Origin of the sequence: Janthinobacterium sp. EB271-G4-7A (assembly GCF_020858075.1) — a bacterium.
Lineage (GTDB): Bacteria > Pseudomonadota > Gammaproteobacteria > Burkholderiales > Burkholderiaceae_D > Janthinobacterium > Janthinobacterium lividum.
Map to the genome: position 1 here is coordinate 198,284 of NZ_JACYMI010000003.1, position 26,533 is coordinate 224,816.

At 62.5% G+C, this 26,533-nt stretch carries 29 protein-coding genes; 15 read left to right on the forward strand and 14 right to left on the reverse strand.

Annotation, left to right across the window (positions count from 1 at the left end; translation table 11 throughout):
- Nucleotides 1-5: 5 nt before the first annotated feature.
- Nucleotides 6-914, forward strand: coding sequence for a diacylglycerol/lipid kinase family protein (locus IGS58_RS21345; RefSeq protein ID WP_092612656.1), 909 nt, complete (start codon nt 6-8; stop codon nt 912-914).
- Between the two features lie 9 nt (nt 915-923).
- Nucleotides 924-1,742 (forward strand): metallophosphoesterase family protein, encoded by an 819-nt coding sequence (locus tag IGS58_RS21350; RefSeq protein WP_034786361.1) that lies wholly within the window; start codon nt 924-926, stop codon nt 1,740-1,742.
- 223 nt (nt 1,743-1,965) lie between these two features.
- Here the strand turns inward: IGS58_RS21350 and cls are convergent, their stop codons facing one another.
- Nucleotides 1,966-3,342, reverse strand: a complete 1,377-nt coding sequence (cls, locus tag IGS58_RS21355) for a cardiolipin synthase (RefSeq protein WP_370385374.1) — start codon at nt 3,340-3,342, stop codon at nt 1,966-1,968.
- An 11-nt stretch (nt 3,343-3,353) separates the two neighbouring features.
- Nucleotides 3,354-5,465 (reverse strand): site-specific recombinase, encoded by a 2,112-nt coding sequence (locus IGS58_RS21360; RefSeq protein ID WP_230522638.1) that lies wholly within the window; start codon nt 5,463-5,465, stop codon nt 3,354-3,356.
- A 317-nt stretch (nt 5,466-5,782) separates the two neighbouring features.
- Here IGS58_RS21360 and IGS58_RS21365 point away from each other — a divergent pair, with 317 nt between their 5' ends.
- Nucleotides 5,783-6,892, forward strand: coding sequence for a porin (locus IGS58_RS21365; RefSeq protein WP_230522639.1), 1,110 nt, complete (start codon nt 5,783-5,785; stop codon nt 6,890-6,892).
- Here IGS58_RS21365 and IGS58_RS21370 read toward each other — a convergent pair.
- The 3 genes from IGS58_RS21370 to IGS58_RS21380 form a co-directional block, all read right to left on the reverse strand.
- Nucleotides 6,880-7,458, reverse strand: a complete 579-nt coding sequence (locus IGS58_RS21370; RefSeq protein WP_034786358.1) for a DUF3617 domain-containing protein — start codon at nt 7,456-7,458, stop codon at nt 6,880-6,882. The genes IGS58_RS21365 and IGS58_RS21370 overlap by 13 nt on opposite strands.
- 67 nt (nt 7,459-7,525) lie before the next feature.
- Nucleotides 7,526-9,073, reverse strand: a complete 1,548-nt coding sequence (locus IGS58_RS21375) for a TerC family protein (RefSeq protein WP_034786355.1) — start codon at nt 9,071-9,073, stop codon at nt 7,526-7,528.
- An 82-nt stretch (nt 9,074-9,155) separates the two neighbouring features.
- Complete coding sequence (locus IGS58_RS21380) at nt 9,156-9,440, reverse strand: hypothetical protein (protein ID WP_070278575.1); 285 nt, start codon at nt 9,438-9,440, stop codon at nt 9,156-9,158.
- 294 nt (nt 9,441-9,734) lie between these two features.
- Between IGS58_RS21380 and IGS58_RS21385 the strand changes: the two genes are divergently transcribed.
- Entirely contained in the window at nt 9,735-12,581 is a 2,847-nt protein-coding gene (locus IGS58_RS21385) for a M16 family metallopeptidase (RefSeq protein ID WP_230522640.1), read from the forward strand.
- Between the two features lie 71 nt (nt 12,582-12,652).
- Here IGS58_RS21385 and IGS58_RS21390 read toward each other — a convergent pair whose 3' ends face one another.
- From IGS58_RS21390 to IGS58_RS21405, 4 genes are all read right to left on the reverse strand, one after another.
- A complete protein-coding gene (locus tag IGS58_RS21390) occupies nt 12,653-13,288 on the reverse strand; it encodes an OmpA family protein (RefSeq protein ID WP_034786394.1) in 636 nt (211 codons plus the stop codon).
- A gap of 202 nt (nt 13,289-13,490) precedes the next feature.
- Entirely contained in the window at nt 13,491-13,637 is a 147-nt protein-coding gene (locus IGS58_RS21395; protein WP_010396376.1) for a lmo0937 family membrane protein, read from the reverse strand.
- Nucleotides 13,638-13,818: 181 nt separating this feature from the next.
- The gene (locus IGS58_RS21400; protein ID WP_070255109.1) at nt 13,819-14,061 is read right to left on the reverse strand and encodes a hypothetical protein; all 243 of its coding nucleotides are present in this window, start codon (nt 14,059-14,061) and stop codon (nt 13,819-13,821) included.
- A gap of 169 nt (nt 14,062-14,230) precedes the next feature.
- Complete coding sequence (locus IGS58_RS21405; protein ID WP_230522641.1) at nt 14,231-14,881, reverse strand: glycine zipper 2TM domain-containing protein; 651 nt, start codon at nt 14,879-14,881, stop codon at nt 14,231-14,233.
- A gap of 186 nt (nt 14,882-15,067) precedes the next feature.
- On the opposite strand from IGS58_RS21405, the gene IGS58_RS21410 reads away from it, so the two are divergent.
- Nucleotides 15,068-15,844 (forward strand): Crp/Fnr family transcriptional regulator, encoded by a 777-nt coding sequence (locus tag IGS58_RS21410; RefSeq protein WP_230522642.1) that lies wholly within the window; start codon nt 15,068-15,070, stop codon nt 15,842-15,844.
- 88 nt (nt 15,845-15,932) lie between these two features.
- On the opposite strand, the gene IGS58_RS21415 is transcribed toward IGS58_RS21410, so the two are convergent.
- Nucleotides 15,933-16,151 carry a glycine zipper 2TM domain-containing protein gene (locus IGS58_RS21415; protein ID WP_034758955.1) on the reverse strand — a complete coding sequence of 73 codons (219 nt, stop codon included), beginning with the start codon at nt 16,149-16,151 and terminating at the stop codon, nt 15,933-15,935.
- Between the two features lie 181 nt (nt 16,152-16,332).
- Nucleotides 16,333-18,369 (reverse strand): AsmA family protein, encoded by a 2,037-nt coding sequence (locus tag IGS58_RS21420; RefSeq protein WP_230522643.1) that lies wholly within the window; start codon nt 18,367-18,369, stop codon nt 16,333-16,335.
- 258 nt (nt 18,370-18,627) lie between these two features.
- Here IGS58_RS21420 and IGS58_RS21425 point away from each other — a divergent pair, with 258 nt between their 5' ends.
- From IGS58_RS21425 to IGS58_RS21455, 7 genes are all read left to right on the forward strand, one after another.
- Nucleotides 18,628-19,032, forward strand: a complete 405-nt coding sequence (locus IGS58_RS21425; protein WP_051992010.1) for a DUF4398 domain-containing protein — start codon at nt 18,628-18,630, stop codon at nt 19,030-19,032.
- A 32-nt stretch (nt 19,033-19,064) separates the two neighbouring features.
- A complete protein-coding gene (locus IGS58_RS21430) occupies nt 19,065-19,964 on the forward strand; it encodes an OmpA family protein (protein WP_070255102.1) in 900 nt (299 codons plus the stop codon).
- A 63-nt stretch (nt 19,965-20,027) separates the two neighbouring features.
- Complete coding sequence (locus IGS58_RS21435) at nt 20,028-20,588, forward strand: ferritin-like domain-containing protein (RefSeq protein ID WP_369812244.1); 561 nt, start codon at nt 20,028-20,030, stop codon at nt 20,586-20,588.
- Nucleotides 20,589-20,646: 58 nt separating this feature from the next.
- Nucleotides 20,647-20,949, forward strand: coding sequence for a DUF883 family protein (locus tag IGS58_RS21440; RefSeq protein WP_034786336.1), 303 nt, complete (start codon nt 20,647-20,649; stop codon nt 20,947-20,949).
- A gap of 18 nt (nt 20,950-20,967) precedes the next feature.
- Nucleotides 20,968-21,354 (forward strand): phage holin family protein, encoded by a 387-nt coding sequence (locus tag IGS58_RS21445; protein WP_034758936.1) that lies wholly within the window; start codon nt 20,968-20,970, stop codon nt 21,352-21,354.
- A gap of 21 nt (nt 21,355-21,375) precedes the next feature.
- Nucleotides 21,376-21,714, forward strand: a complete 339-nt coding sequence (locus IGS58_RS21450; RefSeq protein WP_034786335.1) for a hypothetical protein — start codon at nt 21,376-21,378, stop codon at nt 21,712-21,714.
- Nucleotides 21,715-21,848: 134 nt separating this feature from the next.
- The gene (locus IGS58_RS21455; RefSeq protein ID WP_230522644.1) at nt 21,849-23,003 is read left to right on the forward strand and encodes a patatin-like phospholipase family protein; all 1,155 of its coding nucleotides are present in this window, start codon (nt 21,849-21,851) and stop codon (nt 23,001-23,003) included.
- A gap of 28 nt (nt 23,004-23,031) precedes the next feature.
- On the opposite strand, the gene IGS58_RS21460 is transcribed toward IGS58_RS21455, so the two are convergent.
- From IGS58_RS21460 to IGS58_RS21470, 3 genes are all read right to left on the reverse strand, one after another.
- A complete protein-coding gene (locus IGS58_RS21460; protein WP_230522645.1) occupies nt 23,032-23,334 on the reverse strand; it encodes a hypothetical protein in 303 nt (100 codons plus the stop codon).
- Nucleotides 23,335-23,378: 44 nt separating this feature from the next.
- Entirely contained in the window at nt 23,379-23,531 is a 153-nt protein-coding gene (locus tag IGS58_RS21465; protein ID WP_010396415.1) for a DUF3309 family protein, read from the reverse strand.
- 67 nt (nt 23,532-23,598) lie between these two features.
- Entirely contained in the window at nt 23,599-24,045 is a 447-nt protein-coding gene (locus IGS58_RS21470) for a glycine zipper 2TM domain-containing protein (RefSeq protein WP_034786328.1), read from the reverse strand.
- A gap of 266 nt (nt 24,046-24,311) precedes the next feature.
- On the opposite strand from IGS58_RS21470, the gene IGS58_RS21475 reads away from it, so the two are divergent.
- The 3 genes from IGS58_RS21475 (at nt 24,312) to IGS58_RS21485 (ending at nt 26,529) form a co-directional block, all read left to right on the forward strand.
- A complete protein-coding gene (locus IGS58_RS21475; RefSeq protein WP_034786326.1) occupies nt 24,312-24,866 on the forward strand; it encodes a hypothetical protein in 555 nt (184 codons plus the stop codon).
- Between the two features lie 82 nt (nt 24,867-24,948).
- Nucleotides 24,949-25,260, forward strand: coding sequence for a BON domain-containing protein (locus tag IGS58_RS21480; RefSeq protein ID WP_034786324.1), 312 nt, complete (start codon nt 24,949-24,951; stop codon nt 25,258-25,260).
- 177 nt (nt 25,261-25,437) lie between these two features.
- Nucleotides 25,438-26,529: an AI-2E family transporter gene (locus IGS58_RS21485; protein WP_070255094.1), complete on the forward strand. Its 1,092-nt coding sequence runs from the start codon at nt 25,438-25,440 to the stop codon at nt 26,527-26,529.
- Nucleotides 26,530-26,533: the final 4 nt, after the last annotated feature.

Below are 26,533 nucleotides of genomic sequence, written 5' to 3' on the forward strand. Positions count from 1 at the left end.
CGATCCTGAGCAAGATTGCAGTCATCATCAATGCGGGCGCCGGTTGCGGCTATGCGCCCGACTGGGCGCAGCAGCTCGAAGCGGCTTTTGCCGCCGTGGGACTCGACGCCGCCATCACCCTGGCGCAAAGCGGCGCCGACATGATCGCCACGGCCGAGCAAGCCCTGCGCGATGGCGCGCCCATCGTCGTGGCCGGTGGCGGCGACGGCACCATCAATGCCGTCGCATCCGTCGTTGTCGGCAGCGGCACGCCGTTTGGTGTCTTGCCGCTGGGCACGCTGAACCATTTCGCCAAGGATTTGAATATCCCGCTCGACCTTGATGCGGCCATTGCCAATGTAGCGCAGGGCGTGCGGCACCAGGTCGACGTGGGCGAAGTCAATGGCCGCATCTTCCTGAACAATTCCAGCCTGGGCCTGTATCCCGATATCGTGCGCGACCGCGAAAAGCAGCAGCGCCGGCTGGGACGGGGCAAGTGGCTGGCCTTCAGCTGGGCGCTGGTGGCCGCGCTGCGCCGCTACCCATTCCTCAGCGTGCAATTGAAACTCAACGACGCCGTGCATGCGCGGCGCACGCCTTTCGTCTTCATCGGCAATAATGAATACCTGATGGAAGGCTTGAATATCGGCGAGCGCGAACGGCTCGATGGCGGCCAGCTGAGCTTGTACGTGGCGCAGCGTCCGGGCCGCCTGGGCTTGCTGAAGCTGGCCTTGCACGCGCTGTTTGGCAAGTTGTCGCAAGCCAAGGATTTCGACGTGTTGACGGCCACTGACCTGGAGATTGCCACGCAACACCGCCGCCTGCGCGTGGCCACCGATGGCGAAGTGACCGTCATGAATACGCCGCTGCATTACCGCATCCGCACGGCCGCGCTCGATGTGATCGTGCCGGCGCCCGTACCCGCAGCCAGCTAGGAGAACGCCATGCGTACCATCGTGCATTTGTCCGACTTGCATTTTGGCAGGGTCGATGCTGACCTGCTGGCGCCCCTGCGCGCGCTCGTCGAGCGCCTGGAACCGGACGTGGTGGTGGTCTCGGGCGACCTCACGCAGCGCGCCCGCAGCGCCCAGTTCCAGGAAGCACGGCATTTTCTCGACAGCTTGCCGGGGCCGCAGATCGTCGTGCCGGGCAACCATGACGTGCCACTCTACAACGTCGTTTCCCGCTTCCTGACGCCGCTGGTGAAGTACCGGCGCCATGTGACGGACGATTTGTCGCCCGAATATGTGGATGAGGAAATCGCCGTGCTGGGCATCAATACGGCCCGCTCGATGACGTTCAAGGATGGCCGCATCAGCCACGAGCAGATCGATTTCCTGCGTGAACGCCTGGGCAGTTTGCCGCCCGGTTTGACGCGCATCATCGTCACGCACCATCCATTTGACTTGCCCGAGCACTTCGACGAGGATGATCTGGTGGACCGCGCCCCGCAGGCGCTGCAAATGTTTTCCGAATGCGGCGTGGATTTGCTGCTGGCCGGGCACTTGCACGCCAGTGTGGCGGGCAACACGGCTGAGCGCTACAAGATCGCCGGCTACGCTGCCCTGATGGTGCAGGCGGGCACGGCCACGTCCACGCGGGGCCGGGGCGAGTCGAACTCCTTCAACGTGCTGCGCGTGGAAAATAGTTGTATTCGCGTCGAGCGCTACAGCTGGAATGAGGACAGCGCCGACTTTGAAAAGGTCAGCACGGAAGCGTTCGAGCGCCAGGGCGGGGTGTGGGCCAGCTTGCGGCCGCTGTAGGTCGGATGAGCGGGGCAAGGCCCCGCGTAATCGGACGCTATTGTTGGCTTTGGTAATAGCTGTGGTGATGTCGGATTACGCTGCGCTAATCCGACCTACGCCGACCTGCACCTGTCGTCGAGTGGCCGGCAAAATGGCCAGGGCTAGGCGCGTTGCCGAAGACAGTACGAATAGTACGGCGAGGCAATGCAACAACGCCCTGGACTTTTTGATGGCTACTCCGCTACAGCCAGTAGTTCATGAAGCGGGCCGCCCACTCCTTCATGCGGTCGGCAATCGGCCGCGTTTCCCATTTCGCTCTGGTGATTTCTTCCGAGTCGCGCAAGTCTTCCTGGAAGGCGTTTTCCATCTCCCTGCCGAAGCTGTCGCCCAGCACGATCACGTTCAGCTCGCTGTTATGCAGGAAGCTGCGCATGTCGATGTTGGTCGAGCCCACTGTCGACCAGGCGCCGTCGATGACGGCCGTCTTGGCGTGCAGCACGGCCAGTTTCAAGTGGAAGATGCGGATGCCGCCGGCCAGCAGCTGGTCGTACAGCGCGTGTCCCGCATGGAATACGAGGCCGCTGTCGGACACGCCCGGTAGCACGACGGTGACGTCCACGCCCCGTTTCGCGGCCGCGATCAGGGCGTCGACCGTCTGCTGGTCGGGCACGAAATAGGCGGACGTGATGTGGATGGATTTCTTGGCTTCCTGGATGGCCAGGATATACGCCTTGTAGATCTCGAAGCCGCCCTCCGGCTCGCTGGCCACCACGCGCACCAGCTTGTCGCCCACTTCCGACAAGGTCGGGAAATAATTGGCGTCCGGCAAGTCGGCCTGGTCTTGCTGAGCCCAGGTGCGGATGAACAGCCACTGGAAGGCGGCCACGGCCGGGCCTTCGACCTTCACATGGGTATCGCGCCAGCCCACGTCCTTCTTGTCGGTGGGTTTCGATTTCGAGCGGAACAGCGAGCTTTTCGCATAGGTATCGCTGATATTGATGCCGCCCGTAAATGCCATCTTGCCGTCGACGATCAGCACCTTGCGGTGGTCGCGGTTATTGATCTTCCAGTCGTCGCCCTTGAGCTTGGCGGGATTGACGGGGTTGAAGGCCACCAGGTGCACGCCGGCCGCGCGCATGCGGTCAAAGAACGCTTGCGGCACGCCGAGGGTGCCCACGCTGTCGTAGATGACGTTGACCGTCACGCCCGATTGCTGCTTTTCGATCAGCATGTCGGCAAATTTGAGGCCCAGCGGATCCTGGTCGAAGATATACGTTTCCAGGTTGATGCTGTTTTTCGCTTCGCTGATGGCCTGAAACATGGCGGCCATGGTTTGCGGGCCGTCAAACAGCAGGGTCACCTTGTTGCCCTTGATCAAAGGCACGCCCGTAGCCGCCTCTTCCAGCGCCGCCTGGGTTTTCAAGTCCATGCCGGACTTGGCCCAGCGCTTGTTGAGCAGGGCGGCGCGGCTGTTGACGTTCAGCACGGCGCCCTTGCCCGTGATCACCTTGGGCTTGGCCACCGGCTCCAGGGTGGTGTTGAGGTTCTTGACATTGGGCAGCGAGGCGCATGCAGCCAGGGTCCAGCACAGCAGTAGGGCGGTGAGGCAGGGTTGCATGCGCCGAGCGGTCATTTTTGAGCCTTGGTGGTGGGTGACAGGTTTGCCGAATCATCGGCCAGTGCCAGTGGCGGCGGGTTTTTTGAACCGAAGAAGAAGACGATGGGCGACCTCAGGAAGCGCTTGCCCAGTATCTTCAACAACTGCATGCCGTGCTTGAAGCGTACCTGGCGCGAACGCAGAGCCACCCACAGGGCCAGGCCGAAGCTGACCAGCAGGTTGGCCGTGCCGATGGCGAAGATGCCCGACAGCGACTTGACGGCCAGTTGCCAGCTCATGTTGTGGTCCAGGCCCACGAGGGCCGTGGCGAAGTTGGCGGCCGAGAAGGTGATGTGGCGGATGTCGATAGGCAAGCCGATCAAAAAGCCCAGGGTGCCGATGGAACCGAGCAGGATACCGAAATAGAAGTTACCCATCAGCCCGCCCAGGTTGTTTTCCAGGTACATGCCCAGCCGCTGCAAGCGTTCCTGGCCAATCACGCGGCCCAGGCCGCGCAATTGCGCGATGCGCTGCGCCCAGCGCGTGTACAGGGCCTGGTTGTCATAGTAGCCGGAAATCAGGCCGGCCACGAACAGGCATACGCCGGCGATCATGGCGTAGAAGATGGCGGGGCTGCCGATGGGGTCGATATCGTGCAGCAAATGCATGGCCTTCTCGGGCGTCACCAGGTTGTGTCCCGTAATCGCCTTGTAGCCGAGCGCGATCAGCCACGCCGTGGGGATGGCGGTGGCCAGGTTGCCCAGCACGGCCATGTTTTGCGTGCGGAAGACCTTGTTGATCAGTTCCGCCATGCTGTCGAGGTCGATATTCCTGCCATCCTTGCTGTGCAGGCCGGCGGCGATGCGCGACGCCGTCATGGCCGGCTGCTTGGTGGCCACCGTGAAATGCAGCAAGTGGATGAACATGAAGCCGATCGAGTAATTCATGCTGAACATGAAGGCTTCGACCAGCGGCGCCGAGCGCAGGTAGGACATCAATATCTTGAACAGGGCCATGAAGCCGATGATCACGCCCGCGCCCGCGGACGAGAGGAACATGGCGCCCATTTCGCGGCGGTTTTCCGCGATGTAGTGCTCGCCCGTGCGGCTGGCGTTTTCCGTCACATTGCGCGCCAACAAGTTGATATTGTCGGAAAACAGGTCGCTGACCTTGTACTTGTGGTTGTGCGCGCGTATCAGTTCCAGCGCCAATCCGACAGCGCCCGCGCGGCGGCGGCTGACGGGCTGCGGGTACAGCAAGTCTTGCGTGGCATCGACCGTGATGGCGGCGATGTCCACGTTGTTGGAGGCAGGCAGCTCGCCGCTCGTGTCGACGAGGAACAGCAGCTTGCGCAAGCGCTCGATGCTTTGCGCCAAGGCCACCAATAAATACGTGAGGGGAATGCTGGTGCCCTGGTACAGCGCCTTCTTGCGGATCTTGGCGATGACGGCGTCGCACTGGTCCAGCATCACCAGCAGGTGGCGCGCGTCTTCGATGTGCTCGATGTTGCCGTGCAGCAGATTCGTGTAGGCGTCCAGGTAGGCGTTCACTTCCGTGTTCTGCACCATGAATGGCGACTGGAACACTTCGATTTCGCTGTGGAAACGCGTCAGTTCCGGCTCCAGGCCCATGGCGCAGACCCGGTAGGACAGGGTGCGGATGGCGTCGAGCATGCCTGGCAGCATGATATTGCCATCGCCGACGGCCAGTTCGATCTCGTCGCTGGTCAGCACGTCGAACAGTTCCAGCCAGTCCGTGGCGGGCACATTGCTGATCCACAAATAATCGGTTTTCAGGTACAGCACCTGGTCGAGCGCGTCGTTCAGGTACTCGTCGCCGAGGGCGGGTGGCAGCATGCGGTAGGCGATGCGGCGTTTCAATTCCGTGAAGAAACCGCTGTTCGACAGCACGCCGATGTCGGTGTACAGGCTGGCGTGACGGCGCGCGGCCAGCACGCGCAGCACGTATTCGTGCAGGGCGCGCGCTTGCGCGGGGTTACCTTTGAGAAGCTGGCGCAGGGTGCGCACGTTGGCAATCGCGGTCGCGCTGTCGTGGGAGCGCTTGGGACGCAGTGAGTTGAATAATTCCACCAGCAAATCGATATTGCTGGAGTTGGGGTCAATGCGTTCGAGGATAGCTAGCATGCAGAAAAAACGGGCGAGCCGCTGTCGGTAAAACCAGTAGTGTACCGCCTGCGTCAAATCGCGCAACGTTCGCCACCGAACATTGCTTTACGGCAGGGCCTGCATTTAACGCCATTTTGCCGCAAATTAGCTGAATCATGGTCAATATTGCGTGTTGTCAGTGTGCGACTCTTTTCCTGGGCTAAGCTGAAGTTTCTGTTGTACAACGCACGGACGCTGGACAAAAAGCGGGGATAAGGTAACACTGAGATCAGACACACAGCGCATGTCCTGATCAATACCGGGAAGTTTCAATTCACGTTACCGAGATATTTATCATGAAGACCTCGTATTTTGCGCTTGCTGTGATAGGGATGGGGCCTTTCGCGCTGGGCGCGACGGCCCAGGCTGCCGATGGCGCAGGCAGTGCCGCATCCAGTAACGTTGCCGTGTACGGCGTGCTCGACGCGGGTATGGTGGCCGAGCGGGGCTGTACCGCCAATTGCGCCGGCGCCAAGGTGTCGGGCGGCGTCGCGTCCGGTTCGCGTCTGGGCGTGCAGGGCCGCGAGGCGCTGGGTAATGATGTCACGGCCGTGTTTACCCTGGAAGCGGGCATCCAGAACGACACGGGCCAGTCGGAAGAGGGCCGCCTGTTCGGCCGCCAGGCCTACGTGGGCCTCGACAGCCGCCTGGGCGCGCTGACCCTGGGGCGCCAGTACAACCTGCAATACCTGACCCTGACCGATGTGGCCGACCCGTTCAAGGGCGGCATGGCCGGCAGCGCCAGCAACCTGGCCGGCTACAGCGTGAAACGCTATGACAATACCGTCAAATACGTGACGCCCGCCTTGCGCGGCGTGACTGCCAGCGCCATCTACAGCTTTGGCGAGTCGCCGTACAGCAACGCCAACAACCGCGCGTATGGCGCCACTCTCGGCTATTCGGCCGGCGCCGTGAATGTCAGCGTGTCGCACCAGCGCAAGAATAACCTCATCCTCGCTTCCGGCACCTTGCCCGCCATCGACATGTCTGCCCGCAACACCTTGATCGCGGCGAATATCGACCTGAAAGTGGCCACCGCCTTTGCCGCCGTGGGCATCAACAAGGGCTATGGCAGCTCGCCATGGGACCCGAACAATGCCTACAGCGCGCTGGCCCTGTCGATGTCGTCCTCGGACAGCCGCGACACCTTGCTGGGCGTATCGGTGCCCGCAGGCGGCTTCAAGCTGCTGGCCTCGTACGTGCGCAAGGATGACCGCGACCTGGCCAACCGCGACGCCAGCCAGATGGCCGTCGGCCTCACGTACTCGCTGTCAAAGCGCAGCGATTTCTATGCGTCCTACGCGAAGATCCACAACAAGAACGGCGCCCGCTACACGGTGGGCAATGCCAGCGATTCGGGGCGTGGCGATGCGGCGTTTAATCTCGGCTTCCGTCACGGTTTCTGAGCCGCGGTCGCCGATGGGGCAGGGCAGCTTGCGCCCAGCCATTTGCCGTTGCTCGTCACATTCACCTGTTCCGGCGTGCCGCGCGCGCTGGTGGTCACCGCCAGTTGCATGCTGAACGCCTGGTCGCCCGTAAACAGTACCTTGCCTTCGCCGCTCGATTTCGGATTGGCGCAAGTGAACGAGACATTCATGCCGCCCGCGATATCCGTGTTTTTCGATTTGCAGTCACCGGGCTGGCCCGTGGGAATCTGCTTGCGCGCCGCCATGTCCGGCGTCACGCATGCCGTCACGCGCACGGCGCCATCGGCGCCCACGGTGGGCATGGCCATGCCGCGGCTGGCCGCCATGCTTTCCAGCTGCTTGCGTTGATCGGGAGGAAGGTTGCCCAGTTGCTGCAGCACCATGGACATGGCGTTGTCGGTGGCGGCGTCCGGCGACGCCATCTTGCTGTCGACTTGCCACAGGCCCGGCTTGATGGTGGCGGACTGCGAGGCGGCCATGGCATTGGCGTGGGCGCCGAGGGCGGCGCAAGCCAGCAGGGTCAGGCGTAGCAGGGATTTTTTCATCGTGGGGTCTCCGGTATGGGCAGACCCCAGCATACGGCATGGCAAGCGGGGCACGCTTGCCATTGTGTTACAAACTGTGATCGGGCTCGATGCGGCGCACGTCCACGCAGGCGATGCGGCGCTCGTCGGCCTCGATGATTTCATAGCGCAAGTCATCGAGCTCCAGTACTTCGCCCACGGCTGGCATGTTTTCGAAATGCGCCAGCAGGAAGCCGGCCAGCGAGTTGTATTCGCCGTCTTCGCTGACCAGGGTTTCCGTTTCGAACACTTGCTCCAGATAATGCAGGTCCGTCGCGCCGTCGATGCGCCAGTGGCCGGGGCCCAGCACTTCCACGTCGGGCTGCTCGTCCTCGTCGGGGAATTCGCCGGCGATGGCTTCCAGGATGTCGATCGGCGTCAGCACGCCTTGCACGGTGCCGAACTCGTCGACCACCAGCACCAGCTGGCCGCGCGAGCGCTTTAACGTTTCCATGGCTTTCAGCACGCCGGCCGCTTCCGGCACGACGACGGCTTCGCGCATGCTGTCCGGGTCGATCTTGCCGCGCGAGACCAGATCCTCAATGAGGTCCTTGCTGCGCGCGATGCCGACCACATTGTCGAGGTCATCATTGCAGACAGGAATCATGCTGTGCGGCGTGTCGCGCAGCAGTTGCAGCATCTTCTCGCTGCTGTCGTTCAGGTTGACCCACGACACGTCGCCGCGCGGCGTCATGACGGAGCGGATCGAGCGTTCGGCCAGGGTCAGCACGCCGCTGACCATGTTGCGCTCTTCCACGCCGAAGGCGGAGACATCGGGCATTTCCTTGACTTCGTGCTCTTCCACGGCTTCGCGGCCCTTGCGTCCGCCCAGCAGGCTCAGCACGGCTTGCGCCGTGCGGTCGCGCAGGGGGGCATTCGACTGCAGCTTGAGGAAGTTGCGGCGCGCCAATTGATTGAAGAATTCGATGACGATCGAGAAACCGATAGCGGCGTACAGATATCCTTTCGGAATGTGGAAGCCCAGGCCCTCGGCCACCAGGGAGAGGCCGATCATCAGCAGGAAGCTCAGGCACAGCACCACGACGGTGGGGTGGGCGTTGACGAAGCGCGTCAGCACCTTCGACGCCAGCATCATGACGACGATGGAAATGACGACGGCGGCCATCATCACATACAGGTTTTCCACCATGCCGACGGCCGTGATGACGGCGTCGAGCGAAAAGACGGCGTCGAGCACGACGATCTGCGCCACCACCAGGCCGAAGCCGGCATAGACCTTCGGGCCCGTCTGGGCGTGCGTGATGCCTTCGAGGCGCTCGTGCAGCTCGCTGGTTGCCTTGAACAGCAGGAACAGGCCGCCGAGGAGCAGGATCAGGTCACGCCCTGAAAACGAGAATGTCCATATGGAAAACAATGGCGTGGTCAGGGTGACCAGCCAGGAAATCAGGGAAAGCAGGCCCAGGCGCATGACGAGGGCCAGGGTCAGGCCCAGCACTCTAGCCTTGTCGCGCTGGTGCGGCGGCAGTTTCTCGGCCAGGATGGCGATGAAAATCAGGTTGTCGATACCCAGTACGATTTCCAGTACGACCAGCGTCAGCAGGCCGACCCAGATTGTCGGGTCAAATAACCATTCCATGTGTGTAACCTTGTAAAGTCGATCAGTGTAAAGCGTGCCTGGCGGCTAAAGCCCCGGGCGCGTGGGTGTTGCATGCATGTCTTCAGGGGCGGACGCGCGGCGGCCGGGTGGCCAGCCGCACGTCCGCTTCGGCAAGTGCGCCCGGTCCCGCTTGCCAAATGATGGCGTAAAACGGCACGGCCTGGCGCGAGCTCGGGTACAGCGTGATGGGGTCGTTGTCGCATTCTTCGCTACTGCAGCTATCGCAGCTGTCGCCAGGCAGGCCCGCATGGAGGCTGGCATCGGCACAATCGATGCTGAAGGCGGGCGTGGCGCTAGCGCCGGCCGCGATTGCATGCTGGAATGGGGAAGGGCTGGCGTAAGCCATGCTGGCAAACGCCTGGGGTAACGCGATGAAAACAAAAAGGCAGAGCAGGACGAGAGCTCGTCTCATATACAGGCAGATAGTTCTGGAACGGTCGAGTATAACACGCCTGTATGGCAGCCTGATGACAGAGGCTTGCAATAGTGATACGTATGCCGTAAATTACGAAATAGCAATAATTTCACGTGGCGGCGAAGACGCAGCGCGGGCCCCGTGACTATTCTTGCGTTCGTATCACATTGCGCCTGCGCCGTTTGCTTGCGCACGTCTATAACGTAGTGTTACCAGGACTCTGCCTTGAAACCCATTACCGCCCTCCTGCTTGCCGCCGGCATCCTCTCGCCATCGTTCATCCTTGCCGCCACCCCCGTGGAAGCGGCGCCGACCCAGAAAGCCGGCAAGGCTGCACCCAGCCGTACCGCCGCCGTCAAAGTCACGTCCGTCGAAGGCATCACCGAATACCGCCTGGCCAATGGCTTGCGCGTGCTGCTGTTCCCGGACGCCAGCAAGCCGACCCTGACCACCAACATCGTCTACCTGGTCGGTTCGCGCCATGAAAACTATGGCGAAACGGGCATGGCCCACTTGCTCGAGCATTTGCTGTTCAAGCCCAGCGCCAACTTCGGCATCAAGAAGGGCAGCAAGACCCCCGTCGAGATACTGAACTCGACGGGCGCTGATTTCAACGGCACCACGTGGTACGACCGCACCAATTACTACGCCACCTTCCCCGCCAACGACGACAACCTGCGCCAGATGCTGGCCATGGAAGCGGACCGCATGGTCAACGCGGCCATCGACCAGAATGATCTGTGGAACCCGAAGACGCAGAAGGGCGAAATGACCGTCGTGCGCAACGAGTTCGAGATGGGCGAGAGCGACCCGATCGGCGTGACCAGCGAGCGCATCCAGGCCATCGCCTACGACTGGCACAACTATGGCAAGTCGACCATCGGCGCCCGTTCCGACATCGAGCAGGTGAACATTCCCCGTCTGCGCGCGTTTTACCATAAATATTATCAGCCCGATAATGCCGTGCTGATGGTGGCGGGCCGCTTCGACGAAGCCAAAGTCTTGAAACAGATCAATGATCTGTTCGGCAAGATTCCGAAACCCACGCGCGTGATCGAGCCGACCTACACGGCCGAACCCGTGCAGGATGGCGAGCGCGCCGTGACGGTGCGCCGCAGCGGCGGCACGCAGTTCGTCGGCGCCGGCTACCACGTGGCGCCGTCCGGCAACCCGGACGCCGTCGCCATCGAGGTGCTCGGTCACGTGCTGACGGACGCGCCGGCCGGCCGCCTGCACAAGGCGCTGGTGGAAACCAAGCTGGCCAGCAAGATCGAATACAACTCCGTGAGCAACCTGGAGCCGGGCTACAACCTGTTCGGCGCGCTGGTGCCGCTCGATGGCAACCTCGATGCGGCGCAGACGGCCATGCTGAAAGTGCTGGAAGACTTGAAATCGCAGCCCATCACGGATGCGGAAGTGGCGCGCGTGAAACAGCAGCTGAACAAGCAGGTGGAACTGATCACCTCGAACACGGCGCGCATGACGATCGCCCTGACGGAGTCCCTGGCGGCCGGCGACTGGCGTCTGTTCTTCCTGCAGCGCGACCAGCTCGACAAGCTGACGACGGCGCAGGTGCAGGCGGCGGCCGAGAAATACCTGAAGAGCTCGAACCGCACCCTGGGCCGCTTCATTCCTACCGATGCGCCGGACCGCACCGTCGTGCCGGCCTATGCCGACGTGGCGCCGCAACTGGCCGGCTACACGGGCCGCGCCGTGGTGGCGCAGGGCGAAGCGTTCGACCCGAGCCCCGACAATATCGAAGCGCGCACCCAGCGTTTCACCTTGCCGAATGGCTTGAAGGGCGCCTTGCTGCCGAAGAAAACCAAGGGCAGCACGGTCAGCATCGTGTTGAAATTGCAGATCGGCAGCGAAGAGAGCTTGCGCGGCAAGGCGCAAGTGGGCGTCTACACGGCCAATCTGCTGTCGCGCGGCACGGATAGCCTGTCGCGCCAGGAAGTGAAGGACAAGTTCGACCAGCTGGGCATGCAGGTCGCCATCACGGGCGGCGCCGAGGGCGTCACCGCCATGCTGACGGGCAAGCGCGAGAACTTGCCGGCCGCCATGGACCTGCTGGCGCAAGTGCTGCAAAAGCCGGCCTTGAACGAGACGGAATTCCTGGAATTGCAGCGCGAGCGCGTCGGCCGCGCGGAGCAGGAGTTGCCTGAGCCGCAGCCGCTGGCCGTGAACGCCTTCCGCCGCCTGCTCGACGCCACGCCGGAAGGCCATGTGCGCCACGTGGCCACCTTGCCGGCCGAACTGGTGCAATGGAAAGCCATCAAGGTAGCCGATGTGAAATCCTTCCATGGCGCCTACTATGGCGCGGCGAACGCGACTTTCGCTGCCGTGGGCGACTTCGACCCGGCCGCGCTGAAGGCGCAAGTGGCCAGTCTGTACGGCAGCTGGAAAGCGCAGCAGCCGTACGCGCGTATACTTGATGCCGTCAAGCCTGTCAGCGGCGAAAAAGTCACCCTGGAAACGCCGGACAAGGCGAACAGCGTGCTGTTCGCCATCCAGCCGATTCCCCTCAAGGATGACGCCGCCAACTATCCCGCCTTGCTGATCGCCAATCATATGCTCGGTGGCGGCGCCTTGCGCAGCCGTTTGGCCGACCGCATCCGCCAGAAGGAAGGCCTGTCGTACGGCGTCGGTTCGCAAGTGAGCATCCCGTCGCGCGAACCGGCCGGCTACTGGATGGCATATGCCATCAGCGCACCGCAAAACACGGTCAAGGTGGAAGCGGCCCTGCGCGAGGAAATCGCCAAGGCCCTGGCCGATGGCTTCACGCAAGAGGAATTGGCCGAAGCGAAGAAAGGCTGGCTGCAATCGCAGGAAGTGGGCCGCACGCAGGACAGCGGCCTGGCGCGCGAACTGGCCGGCTACCTTGCCGAAGAGCGTACCATGGCTTACGACAAGGACCTGGAAGCGAAAGTGGCCACCTTGACCCTGGCGCAAGTGAACCAGGGCCTGCGCGAGTACCTGAAGCCATCGGCCGTGTCGATCGTGACGGCGGGCGACTTTGCCAAGGTGGCGAAAGAGGGTGAAAGCGGCGCCAAGGCAACGACGTCGAAGTAAGCTGTTTTAAATAAAAAAGCCCGCTGGCAAGTTATTTGCCAGCGGGCTTTTTTTATGGCGATTTCCCGGCCTTAGCGGGGAGCGAGCTCTGCTACGTAGATTTCCACGCGGCGATTGCGTGCGCGTCCCGATGCATCCGCATTCGAGGCGATCGGCTCGCGGGCGCCGCGGCCTTCCGTGACGACGCGGGTCGGCGAGACGCCGCGCATGGACAGGTAGTCGCGCGTGTGGGCCGCGCGTTCCACCGACAGCGGTTCGTTGATGGAAGCGCTGCCCGTGCTGTCCGTATGGCCGATGATGCTGACCGTGGTGTTCGGGTTTTCGTTCAGGGTGGCGGCAAAGCGGTCGAGGATGGGGCGGAAATTGCCCTTGATGTCGGCGCGGTTGGTGTCGAAGGAAATATCGCTGGGGATTTCCATTTTCAGGCGGTTATCGGCCGTTTGCGTCACTTGCACACCAGTACCCTGTGTCGCTTGTTCCATCGCGCGCTTCTGGTTTTCCATGCGGTTCGACCAGATATTGCCGATCACGGCGCCTGCCGCCGCGCCGATCAGGGCGCCGCCGGCCGTGCGGCCGCTGCTGCCGCCACCGGTGGTGCCACCGATCAAGGCGCCCAGGCCCGCGCCGACGCCGGCGCCCGTGGCCGTGCCACGCTGCGTGGCGGACATGTCCGCGCAGCCACTGGCGGCCAATGCGATCACCAGCATGCCGATCAGGGATTTGGCGCCAGGGCCTTTTTTGAATGCTTCTTTCATGGATTTTCTCCTTGTTTTGTTATTGGGACATACCCAGGAATTACCTGCACACGTTACTGCAAAATGGCGCGGCGTGCCAGTGTGCGCGCACTACAGGCAAAAGGGCGGCGCCCGTTCGCACGCGCGCCGCCCCGTCTGGCCACTAAATTGGCCTCTATAAACCGCGCCCGCTGATCAGGCGCAGCAGCACCATGATCACGGCGACCACCAGCAGTATGTGGATGAAGCCGCCAATGGTATAGGAAGTTACCAGGCCCAGCAGCCAAAGAATGATGAGTACGACGGCGATTGTATACAGCATGATGTGTCCTCCGAGAGTAATGTGTGGATGACGGCGACTGCCTTGCCCTTGCAGGCACTGGCGCGTGGCGCCGTCATCGGTTCTTGTCATTGCGCGGCGACCGGGTCGCAACGCTGATGCCATGACTAAGTGTCTACTTTGTTTCCCTTGCGTTCTGTACGCTGTCGTACACAAGTCTCAACTATCGTGAGCGGTCGGCGTGTTCATCGGCCATGCCCGGCACCCATGCCAGCATGCCGGCCATGCCGACGGCGCCCGCCAGGCAGCTGACCATGCCGCCGGTCAGCAGCAGCATGACGCCGAACACGGGGCTGCCCGCTTCGGGCGCCAGGTCCAGCGCGCAGAAGCCCAGCGCGGTGGCCAGCAGGCCGCCGCCAATAAAGCCCAGCCAGATCCTGTTGCTGCCTGCCTTGTCGTCTTGCATGGCTACTCCTTGATGACGTTGCGTTGAACTTTCCTGAATGCATCATCTCGCGGGACGGCAAGCTCATCTGTACGCCAACGAACATTGTTAAAAAGAAAACGCCCGGACAGGCCGGGCGTGTGTTGAATTTGCAACTTATTGCAGCGGCGGCAGCGCTGCGGCCTATGCCTTAGCCGATGGCGCGCAAGCCGCCGTTGACGACGCGCACGCGGTCGCCCTGGCGCCAGTGTGGCGCGGCGCTCTGGTGCACGGTGCGCGTCTTGCCGTTATCGAGGCGCACGACGATGTTGTAGCTGCGCGTGGCGCGCACGCTGCCTTCGATCTGGTTGCCGGCCACGGCGCCGCCGACGGCGCCCAGCACGGTGGCCAGTTGCTTGCCGTGGCCGCCGCCCACCTGGTTGCCCAGCAAGCCGCCGACGACGGCGCCGCCAGCCGCGCCCACGCCGCTGCCTTCGGCGCGCGTATTGACTTCATGGATCGCTTCGATCACGCCGCAATTAGCGCACACCTGCGGCGCCGGGGCTGCCGCGTATTGTGGCTGTGGTTGCGGCTGGCGCACTGGCTGCTGCTGCTGCTGTTGCTGCTGTGGCGGCAGGGCGGCCAGCGGCTGCGCGCCGGCCGGTTGCAAATTCGCTTGGGGCTGGTTTGCCTGCAGGTTGGCCATTTGCTCGGCCGAGGTGCTGGCCGCCAGTGGCTGGCTGTCGCCTTGGGACGAAGGCAGCCAGCCCATCAGGGCAGCCGTGCCGACGCCGCAAAACAGCAGGACGGCGACGGCGGCGGCAAGCACCAGCGGATGAAGGGATTTGGTGGTGGTAGTCATGGAGAGCTCCTTGGTTTTTTTAAAATAATAAAAAGGGTAATGCGTGTTCTGCTGTTTATTCGTGTGTGGTGCCAGTGTGCTGTGCCGCTTGCTCCGCTTCCGTGCGTCACCGTACATACAGGGCCGGTACTGCACCGTAGGCTAAGTAAAAATTATGTCGAGTTGTAACGACACCAAGGAAAAGCAATGCCATCAACGACTGCCAGCATGACCCTGTCCCGCGATGCAGGCCGATCCGGCCTGGGTTCGCCCGTGGGCGCGCTTGACGCCGGCAACCGCCTGCTGGCCAGCCTGCCCGAGCACGACTTGCGGCACCTGACGGCGCTGTTCGATACCGTCACGGTCGAGGTGGGCGAGGTGCTGTACGAACCGGGCCAGCCTATCGGCCACATCTATTTCCCTGGCGATTGCCTGATCTCGCTGCTGGCCGTGGCGGAAGGCCGGATGACCTTGGAAGTGGGCTCCGTCGGCCGCGAAGGCGTCCTGGGCGCGTCCGTCGCGCTGGGTCATGACCTGGCGCAAGTGCGTGCCGTGGTGCAGCGTTCCGGTACGGCCAGCCGCATCGGGCGGGCCGAGTTCTGCGCCGAGTTCGCCCAGCTCGAGTCCCTGCAGCGTTTGCTGTACCGCTACACGGACACCCTGCTGGCGCAAGCCATTCAGATTGCCGTGTGCAGCCGCTTCCACGTGCTCGAGGCGCGCCTGGCTCGTTCGCTGCTGATCACGCGCGACCGCCTGCAGTCGGAAAAATTTCACCTCACGCATGAATTCCTCGCCCATACCTTGGGCGTGCGGCGGGTCGGCGTGACCAAGGCGGCCAGCGCGCTGCAACAGCAAAAACTCATCACCTACAGCCGCGGCAATATCGAGATCCTCGATTCGGCGGGGCTGGAAGCCGTGTCCTGCCGCTGCTACGAGCTGGTCAAGGATAGCGGCGCCATCGGCATGGCCAACGTCTTCGTCTGATTCTTCCTGCTGGCGTTCATCCTTCTGCCGCAGACGCAAAAAAGCGGGGCGGGCGCCTGCGCACCCACCCCGCTTTCTCGATCAATAATTACTTCGGCTTGACCTGGTTGCCGATCACGCCGCCGACTGCGGCGCCGCCGACTGCGCCGACGGCGCTGCCGCCCGTCAGCACGGAGCCGGCAACGGCGCCGACACCAGCGCCGATGGCGGTGTTTTTATCCTGGCCGGACATGTTTGCGCAAGCGGTCAAGCTCAGCAGCAGGGCGGCAACGGAAGTGGTAGCGGCGATTTTTTTAATGATTTGCATGATAGTTCTCCTATGAATTCGGACCTCGTGGCGCCGGCATGGTATGGGCCGGAGGGACTTCGTATCGCCACGTCTTGGGTGTTTCAGGCACGATTAGAGAATAGGATTGTGGCAAGGCAGGGTCTGTTCGGCAACGCACATAGGGGTGTAACAATTGTAATCGTGCACGGCTACGGGCGACTTACCGGCTTTTGCGCGGCGCCTTGCCCGGTTTCGGTGCCACCGGTTTCACGCGCGCCTGGGCCAGCAGTGCCGCGCATTCGCTATCCTCGACGGGGCCGGTATTGACCAGCGGCAGCAGCGCCGCCACGGGCGCGACCACGGCCAGCGCCAGTGCGCCGCCGGCGCGCAGGGCCAGCACGCCCTTGTCGACGCTCACGTCGGGCTTGCTGAACGTGCCGTGCACATACAGGGGCGAGCGCAGCGAAAAGATGCGCAAGCCCTTGCTGTCCGGCCGCAGGGTCAGGTCCAGCCGTTCATCGGCCAGGTTTACCGTGCCGTCGATATTCAGGACGGCGTCATCCGTGTCGACGATGAACTGGCGCGTGCGCATCAGCCCCTTGGTGACGGCGAAATCGGCGGCCATGCAGTTCAGCCTGACCTGCTTGTCGCCGGACAGTTTGGCCAGCACGACACTGCCGATATTCAAGCCCATTTCTTCCAGCAGCAGCTTGCTGATGCTGCCACGGTTGATCAGCGCGCGCACTTCGCCGTTCGAGCTGCCCAGCAGGGTGGCGACGGAATTGCCCGTCGCCGACAGCGAGGCGTCGCCATTGATTTCGCCCACGCTCGCCTGCAGGGCCGGCAGGCGGGGAAACAGCTGCTGGATGTGCAGATGGCGGGCGCTGGCCTTGAGCTCTGCCGCGATGCCATTGGCGATGACCTTGCCGCTGCCGTCGAGCTTGATTTGCGACGTCAGGGTGCCGCCCGCCACATTGAAGTTGAGCGGCGTCAAGGACAGCACGCCGTCCGTCAGCACCACATGCGTGTCGAGCTTGCTGATCGGCAGTTCGGCATCGCGCGTGATCTTGTCGGCCGTGTAGCGCACGTCGGCGTCCAGGCTGGTCCAGCGCTCCGTCTTGAAGGTTTCCACCGGCAAGACCCGGCCGGCCGGCTGCGTCGACGGCACGCCCCGTTCCTTCTTGCTGGCGCTGGAATCGGCGCCCACCAGCGGACCCAAATCGGAAAATTGCAGCAGGCGCGAGTGGACTTCCCCCGTCAGGCGCTTGCGCGGCGTGCTGGCGGAAAAGGCCAGCTTGCCTTGGACGTCGCTGGAGCCCACCTTGCCGCTGAACTTGTCGTACACCCACTCGCCGCCGCGGGGCGCCAGGGTCGCCGTCAAATGGCCTTCCGTGCTGAAGTGCGGCGTCTCCGGCAGCAGCACGCCCGTCAATGGATACAGCCGGGCCATGCTGGGTCCGGATAGCTTCAGGCGCACGTCCAGCGCGGCCAGGTTGGCCGGGCGCGTCAGGGTGCCTTCGATGGCCACGCTGCTGCCGCCCGCGCGCATGTCGGCCTGGATGGGGAAGGGCGTGCCTTGCTGCTGCAGCGACAGTACGCCGCCGGCCTTGCCGCCACCCTTGATGCTTTCGCCATGGTATTTGCCGGACAGCGTCCAGGCGATGCCGTAGCGCGCATCGTCCGCGATGGTGTCGACATCGGCGCGCATCGCCGTTTTGCTGACGCCATCGTCCAGGTACACGGTGCCCTTGCTGAAGACCACGCTTTGCAATTCCAGCTGCCAAGGCGATGGCTGGTCCTGCTTGTCGAAGGTCCAGTTGTTCTTGCCATCCTTGCTGCGCAGCAAGCGCACCTGCGGCGTGTCGAAGCGCAATTGCGGGATGATGATTTTCTTGTCGAGCAGGGCCAGCGGATTGAGCGAGAACGCCAGCTGGCTGACGCTGGCCAGCTGCGCCTGGCCGTCCGTGTCCGTCATGGCGCTCGGGTTGCCCAGGCGCACGTCCTTTGCCTGCAGGTGCGGCCACGGCAGATAGTCGCGCCAGCTTTTTTGCCCGCCAGCCGTTGGCTGCTGCCACGTCAGCGCCAGGTCGCCCTCGATGGCAAACGGCCTTCCCAGCGCATCGCTGACGCGCGCATTGAGCCAGGGCTTGGCGCGGTTCCAGTCCATGTTCAGCACGATGATGGAAGCCGTGACGGGCAGGGCGATGAGCACGGCGGTGCTGGCGAGGGCGATTTTCTGACGGCGGGAGAGCGGCATAAGCTGATTCTTTCTGGACAAGTAGTTGCGATGCTACAGGAATCGCTTCAAAGCCGGGCCTGTTTAAAGTTTTGCTGGCGGGCACGTGCGCTGGCGCACGTTGCCCATGCAAGTATTGTCGATTTCTTACCCTATGTGCGGCACCGAACGGATATGCGGGGAGCCGGAGCCTATAACGTCATACATCAAACGCAGTTCCTGATTCCAGATGCACCGACGTATGAACCCTATTGCTTAACATTCTCCAGGAGAAGAAAAATGACAAACCGAGATTTCAAGATGTCCCCACTGGCCGCCTTGGCCGCCTGCGCCACCGCCGTCGTCCTGATGACGGGCTGCTCCAGCCTGAAAACGCCTGCCACGGCCGATGTCGCCGTGTCGCGCGCCGCCGTCGATAACGCCGCCAGCGCTGGCGCCGCCGACCTGGCGCCAGATGAAATGCGTTCGGCCCGCGAAAAAATGCGCATGGCTAACCAGGCCTTGAAAGACCGCGACTACAAGACGGCGCGCGATCTGGCGGACCAGGCGCAAGCCGATGCCAAGCTGGCGCAAAGCAAGGCCAATTCGGCCAAGGCCACCAGCGCCGCTGATGAAATCAACGAGAACATCCGCGTCATGCGCGAAGAGCTCGACCGTGCCAATCAGCAAGCCCCAAAACAATAAGCAACAACAATAACTAATAACAGGACCCCATCATGAAAAAAGCTACCTACACTACCATTCCCGGCCTGCTGGCCATGGCCGCTCTGGTTGCCGCCTGCAGCTCCGCACCGACCACCACCAGCCTGCTCGACCAGACCCGCGGCGACTACATGGCGGCGCAATCGAACCCGATCGTGTCGACCTATGCGCCACGCGAATTCCGCGAAGCGAGCGCCGCGCTGGAAGCGGCAAACGCGGCCGCCACGCGCCAGGAAGATAGCGAAAAAGTCGACAAGCTGGCCTACCTGGCCAAGCAAAAGATAGCCACGGCGCAAGAAGTCGCCAAGCAGAAGGCCGCTGAAGCCGATATCGCCAACGCCGGCAAGCAGCGCGACCAGTTGCGCCTCGATGCGCGCACGCAGCAGGCTGACCAGGCCACGGCCCGCGCCCAGTCGGCGCAGGCGGATGCGGAAGCGGCCAAGGCCCAGGCGCAAGCGGCCGAAGCGTCGGCCCGCGATGCGCAAGCGCGCGCCGCCGGACTCGAAGCGCAGCTGGCCGACCTGGCCGCCAAGAAAACCGAACGCGGCATGGTGATCACCCTGGGTGACGTGCTGTTTGGCACGGACAAGGCGAACCTGACGGCCGATGGTGCAAATACGGCGCGCAAGCTGGCCGATGTGCTGAAAAACAACCCGCAGCGCACCGTGCTGATCGAAGGCTTTACGGATAGCACGGGCGGCTCCTCGCACAACCTGGAATTGTCGCAACGCCGCGCGGAATCCGTGCGCAATGCGCTGCTGGAGCAAGGCATCAGCCGTGACCGCATCGCCACGAAAGGCTATGGCGCCGCCTATCCGGCCGCCGGCAACGACACGGCGTCGAACCGCCAGCTGAATCGCCGGGTGGAAATCGTCTTGTCCGAGGACAATACGGCGATTCCCGCCCGCCGCTAAGCCGCGCCGCCTGACGCGGAAGTAGAAAGGCAGCACCGGCCAAAGCTTGGCCGGTGGATACCCATGCAAGACTTGAAAGGAAACATCATGACCCAAACATCTGTTGAGATTCCAGCTGGCATCGATACGGCGGCCATCCGCGCTGCCGCCAAAAACCTGGACGATGGCGCCGTGACGGCCGGCTACCAGGGCGACCGCCAGGAGTTGATTACCCTGTTGAATGGGGCGCTGGCCACCGAACTGGTGTGTATTGCGCGCTACAAGCGCCATTACTACACGGTGAGCGGACGCGACAACGGCACCATCAAGGCCGAGTTCCTTGAGCATGCGCAGCAGGAACAGGAGCACGCCGACTGGCTGGCTGAACGCATCGTGCAATTGAATGGCAAGCCAGATTTTAATCCTGCAACATTGCTTGCGCGTAGCCATGCCGAGTATGATGACTCCGAAGACGTGCAGAGCATGGTGCGTGCCAATCTGATCGCGGAACGGGTAGCGATCGAGTCGTATCGCCAGATGATCGTGAAAATCGGCGACAAAGACCCGACCACACGCCATTTGTTGATCAAGATCATGGCTGTCGAGGAAGAGCACGCCGATGATATGCGCGATCTAATGGAATAGTGTTTTTGAGTAAAGTAGGTATAGTAACTACATTCATCCACAGCTAAGGAGCTAAACCATGTTGGAAAACAATATCACCACCGTCAATAACGATGTCAAAACCCTGGTCAAGGATGCGCAAGCCCTGTTCAGCGCCGCTGCCGCCCTGACCGGCGAAAAAGCCGATGAAGTGCGCGTCAAGGGCATGAAAACCCTGGATGCCGCCCTGGCCAAGGCGCATGAAGCGCAAGCGTCGGCCATCGTTGCCACCAAGCAGCTCGCCTCCCAGGCTGACGGCTATGTCAAGGAAAACCCATGGCGCACGGTGGCCGTCGCCGCTGGCGTCGGCGTACTGGTCGGCTTCATCCTGGGCCGCAAGTAATCCACTGTCAGGAGCGATATGGACAAGTCTGCTTCGTCTCACCAGGGGCCGGGATTGATCGGCTCGGTCGCCGGCCTGGCCAAAAACGCCGTCGGACTGATGTTGTCGCGGCTGGAACTGGCCACCATCGAACTGTCGGAAGTGCGCAATCACATGCTGCAGCTGATTGTCATTTTCGCGCTGGCGACCGTGGCGGGCTTGTTTGCCATCGCTTACGGCAGCGTGCTGATCGTCTTTCTGGCCTGGGATAGCCTGGGCTGGAAGATCCTGGCGATCATGACGGTCGTGTTCGTACTGCTGGCCATCGCCCTGGTCATGTATGCGCGCGCCATGCTGCGTCAAGGAAAGCTGTCCATGCCGGCCACCATGGCGGAATTGAAGGCTGACCGCGACATGCTGATGTAAGCTGCATTACGAGGAGAATTCATGTCGGACAACGACAAACTGGCGGCGCAAGCCGCCCGCAAGCGCCTGCTGATCGCCCAGGGCGAAATGTACCGCGTGGGCATCGTGCATGCGCGCGCCAACGTAGGCTATGCGCTGCGCCCGGAATCGATGCTGCAGGGCGTGGTCGAAACGGCGGTCGGCTTTGCCGGCCACCGCGTCGAATCCCTGCTGGCGCCGGGCGGCATGCGTCTGCAAGGCGCCATGCCCTATGTGCTGACGGCGCTATCGTTTATCGGGCGCAAGAAGCTGGTCAAGCCGGCCCTGGTCCTCGTGGCCGTGGCCGCCGTCGCCGCCAGCTGGCTGCGCCGCAAGCGCTGAACGCCCGCCGTGTTGCACAGGAACGCCGTCATTGACGGCGTTTTTTTTGCCCGCACCCAACGTCCGGCACGTGCAGGCGCAATCCCTTACAATGATTCACGCCGCACCCGCGCGGCGGACAGAGGGCCATCTCGATGACGAATTCAAAGACACCGATCAATCAGTTAAATCCCTCGCGCCTGCGCATCGTGCTGGTGCTGCAAGGCGGCGGCGCACTGGGCGCCTACCAGGCCGGCGTCTACCACGCGCTGCATGAACATGGCCTGGCGCCCGACTGGGTGGTGGGCACCTCGATCGGCGCCATCAATGCCGCCATTCTGGCGGGTAACAAGCACGAAGACCGGCTCGTGCGTCTGAAGGAATTCTGGCAGCGCGTGGCGCACCGCGACAGCATCGACATGAACCTGGTATCGGACCAGCAGCGCCGCTCGAACATCTGGCTGGCCACGCTCGATACGCTGCTGCGCGGCGTGCCCGGCTTCTTCAAGCCGCGCGCCTTCAGCCTGTTTCCCGCCGGAATCGCCGTCAAGCCGGAAGAGGCCAGCTTCTATGACACCAGCGAACTGGCCGGCACCCTCGAGGATCTGGTCGATTTCGATTACCTGAACCAGCCCGGCGGCATGCGCCTGACCGTCAACGCCCTGCGCGTCAAATGCGGCAGCCTCACCAGTTTCGACAGCCAGCAGCAGCCCCTGACGGCGGACCATATCCGCGCCAGCGGCGCCTTGCCGCCCGGTTTTGCCGGCGTGCGCGTCGATGGCGATTTATATTGGGACGGCGGCCTGTACTCGAACACGCCGCTGGAAACCGTGCTTGACGATACGCCCCACGTCGACACCCTGGTCTTCATGGTCGATCTGTGGAGCTCGGAAGGACCTGAACCGACCACCCTCGACGAAGTGCAGACGCGGCAAAAGGACGTGACCTTCGCGTCGCGCTCGAAGCGGCATATCGCCGATTACGTCAATACGCATACCTTGCAGCGCAAATTGCGCGAACTGTACGCCGGCCTGCCCGATACAAAGCACAACCGTCAGCAGACGGAAGAGCTGGTGGCGCTCGGTTGCGACAGCACCATGCACATCGTACGCCTGCCGTATGCGGGGCGCGACTGGCACATGGCGGCCAAGGATATCAATTTTTCCCGGGGCTCCATCGAGTGGCGCTGGGAGCAGGGCTACCAGGATGGCTTGCGCGCGATCAAGGCGGCCGGCTGGCTGGCCTTTGTCACGGAAGATACGCCACTCGTGGTGCACGAACTGCCGCCTTACGAGCGCGACGCCGCCTGATCAGGCCGAGTCGCAAGAGTACGCTTCACTACTGCGGATGGGCCGCTACACGCAGTTTTTCCGCGTTGGCCATGTCTTGCCGATACGTGTCCTGCGCATCCTTCAGGCAGGTGGCGCGCGCGGCGGATGGTTCCGAACGGCAGGCTTTTTTGGCCTCGGCCAGGGCGGCGGCGATTTCCTTGCGCAGGGTGCGCAGCTGGGCTTGCACCGTGCTGTCTTCCTGGTACCAGCGTTGCGGGTCGCCCGGTTGCGGCGTGGCCGTCTGGGCCAGTACCAGTGGCGCCAGGCTGCAGGCGAACAGGGTGGCCAAGAGTGTGTTGTGGATAGTCATGATAGTTCCTCCTTGAAATAAAAAAGGCGCCGCAGCGCCTTTTTTTACAACCTGCCCGTCAGTAATAGCAGGATCAGTATCACTACGACCAGGCCGGCGATGCCGCTGGGGCCGTAACCCCAGTTGCGGCTATGCGGCCAGGTAGGCAGGACGCCGACCAGGGCCAGGATCAAGATGATCAGAATGATGGTGCCCATGGCAACTCCTTGTTATCGTACGACTCATGCGGGATGGCGGCTGCCTGTTGGCAAGCTCCGCCGAAAATTAATAGCGGTAGACGCGGCCGTCAACGACGCGCACGCGGTTGCCCGGGCGCAGATCATTCGCGTTGTCCTGCACCACGGTGCGGTATTCGCCGTTGTCGAGGCGTACGCTGATCTGGTAGGCCTGCGCTTGCTGCCTGCGGCCTTCCACCTGGTTGCCCACGACGCCGCCGGCGACGGCGCCCGCCACGGTGGCGGCCGTGCGTCCGCCGCCCGAGCCGATGGTATTGCCCAGCAGTGCGCCGGCGATGCCGCCGACCACGGCGCCCGCGCCGCTGGTTTGTCCGCCGCCCTGCACGATCTGGATGGAGTCGACGGTGCCGTACATGGCGGATTCAGGCTGGTTGGCCGGGTAATATTGTTGTGACTGGGAAGGACCGGTGGCGCAACCGCTCAGTGCGGCGGTGGCGGCGAGCATCAGTGCAGCCAAGGTGGCGTTGGTTTTCATTTTATTCTCCTGACGAGGTGAGGGTGTAGTGCCATCTTAGTCATGCCCCTGTTTCCGGTCTGTACGCTGCCGCACGTACTTATTTGGTGCCGAAAATGGTATTTTTTACCGGGACGATCCAGCAAAACGTTGTTATTTATCCCTGTCTGCCTTCCGCTTTCAAAATAAATTACTTGTGTACGGCAGCGTACAGAAGAGAGGCGGCGATCCACGTAAAACGGTAGTCATGCCAAGCAGACATGCTTGTCACTACCAGGGAGAAATACATGAACAAGAATAAGCTTTTCACCGCCATCGTTGTCAGCCTGGCGTGCGCCGCCTGGGGCGGCCAGGCCGTGGCTGCCACGCCGGAAGCAAAAGCAGCCTACAAGGCGGCCAATGAACAGGCGGGCCTGAATTACAAGCTGGCCCATGCCGAATGCGAAAAAATCACGGGCAACCCGAAGGATGTCTGCATCGCCGAAGCAAAGGCCGTGCGCACCTACGATGAAGCTGTGGCCCAGGCGCAATACACGAATACCCTGCGCGCCTACACCAAGGCGCGCATCAAGATTGCCGATGCCAATTACGACGTCGACCTGACGCGCTGCAATGCGCTGACGGGCAACGACAAGGATGTCTGCGTCAAGCTGGCCAAGTCCACCAAGGTGGCGGCCCTGGCCGATGCCAAGGCAGACAAGAAAGTCATCGAAGCGCGCAGCGATGCGCGTGAAGCAAAAAGAAAAGCCGAGTACAAGGTCGCGACAGAAAAATGCGATGCATTAGCCGGCGCAGCCAAGGATGACTGTATCAAGGCTGCAAAAACCCAGTTCGGTTACTGAGCTCCCTCCGGCGCGCAGTCACCAAACTGGTATAAGAAGCTCATTGTGAGCACATTGATTGACCACTCCTAAGGAAAAAACCATGAAATTCACCAAATCTATCGCTACTGGCCTTTTCGTCGCTTCCCTGTTCGCTGTTGCAGGTTGCGCTTCGACTCCAACCAAGGAAGGCACGGGCGAGTACATCGACGACGCGGCCATCACCACCAAAGTGAAAGCCAGCATCTTCAACGAGCCTACCCTGAAATCGACGGAAATCAACGTTGAAACCTTCAAGGGCGTGGTTCAGCTGAGCGGCTTCGTGGCCCAGCCAGCCGATGCCGCCAAAGCGGGTGAAATCACCCGTGGCGTCAAAGGCGTGAAGTCCGTGAAAAACGACATCCGCGTCAAGTAATGGCCTGACCTGCCGCAGCGGCCAGCCCCAGGGCTGGCCCTGCGGCCTTCCACCGACCGTCGCGGGAATCGCATGCATATCCAGCCTACAGATACCCCGCCCGAGCCGGTGGCGGCTGCCTCCACCGAGCCTGCCGGGCCACCTCCCGGCGCGCCCGTGGAGCAGCCAGACTCATCCTTGCGTTTGCCGCTGCATGTCAATGCGCGTGGCATGGCGCTGGGCATCATCGCCACCGTCAGCTTCATTTATGCGCTGCAGTGGGCACAGAAATTCCTCATTCCCGTCATCTTCGGCATTTTCATCGCCTACACCCTCAATCCCGTCGTCGCCTGGCTGGAAAAGCTGCGCCTGCCGCGCGCCATCGGCGCCACGGCCGTCACGGCCCTGATCCTGTTCGGCTCCATCGTCGTGGTCGAGCGCGTGCAGGGCGAATTCGAATCCATCGTTGAAGAATTGCCGGCCGCCACGCATAAGCTGTCGCGCCTGATCGCCGCCAGTACGGGCGGCAAGAACAGCACCTTCCAGAAGATGCAGGCCGTGGCCAATGAAATCGAGCAAGTGGCCGCCGGCGCCGAAGCGCGCCGCAACAACCGCCGCGCGGCCGCCGCCGAGGCGCCCAACTTCAAGATCATGGACTGGGTCTGGGCCGGCTCGCTGGGCCTGGTGGGCTTCCTCAGCCAGGCCACCATGGTCATCTTCCTCGTGTTTTTCCTGCTGCTGTCGGGCGACACCTTCAAGCGCAAGCTCGTCAAGCTGACGGGGCCGTCGCTGAGCCGCAAGAAGGTCACCGTGCACATCCTGGAAGACATCAATACGTCGATCCAGAACTATATGTTCATGCTGCTCGTCACGAATGGCTTGCTGGCGGTCCTGATGTGGATCGCCCTGCGCGTGATCGGCCTGGAAAACGCGGGCGCCTGGGCCATCGTGGCCGGCTTGCTGCACATCATGCCGTATTTCGGCCCCTTGCTCATCACCATCGCCACGGGCCTCGTTGCCTTCCTGCAGTTCGAATCGCTGGAAATGGTCTTGCTGGTGACGGGCACGTCGATGGCCATCGCCACCCTGGTGGGCACCTTTGTCACCACCTGGATGACGGGGCGCATCGCCCGCATGAATCCCACGGCCGTGTTCATCAGCCTGCTGTTCTGGGGCTGGCTGTGGGGCGTCTGGGGCTTGCTGCTGGGCGTGCCCATCATCGTCATCGTGAAGGTCGTGGCCGAGCGCGTGCAGGGCATGGAAGTGGTGGCCGAGCTGCTGGGCGAATAGCTTG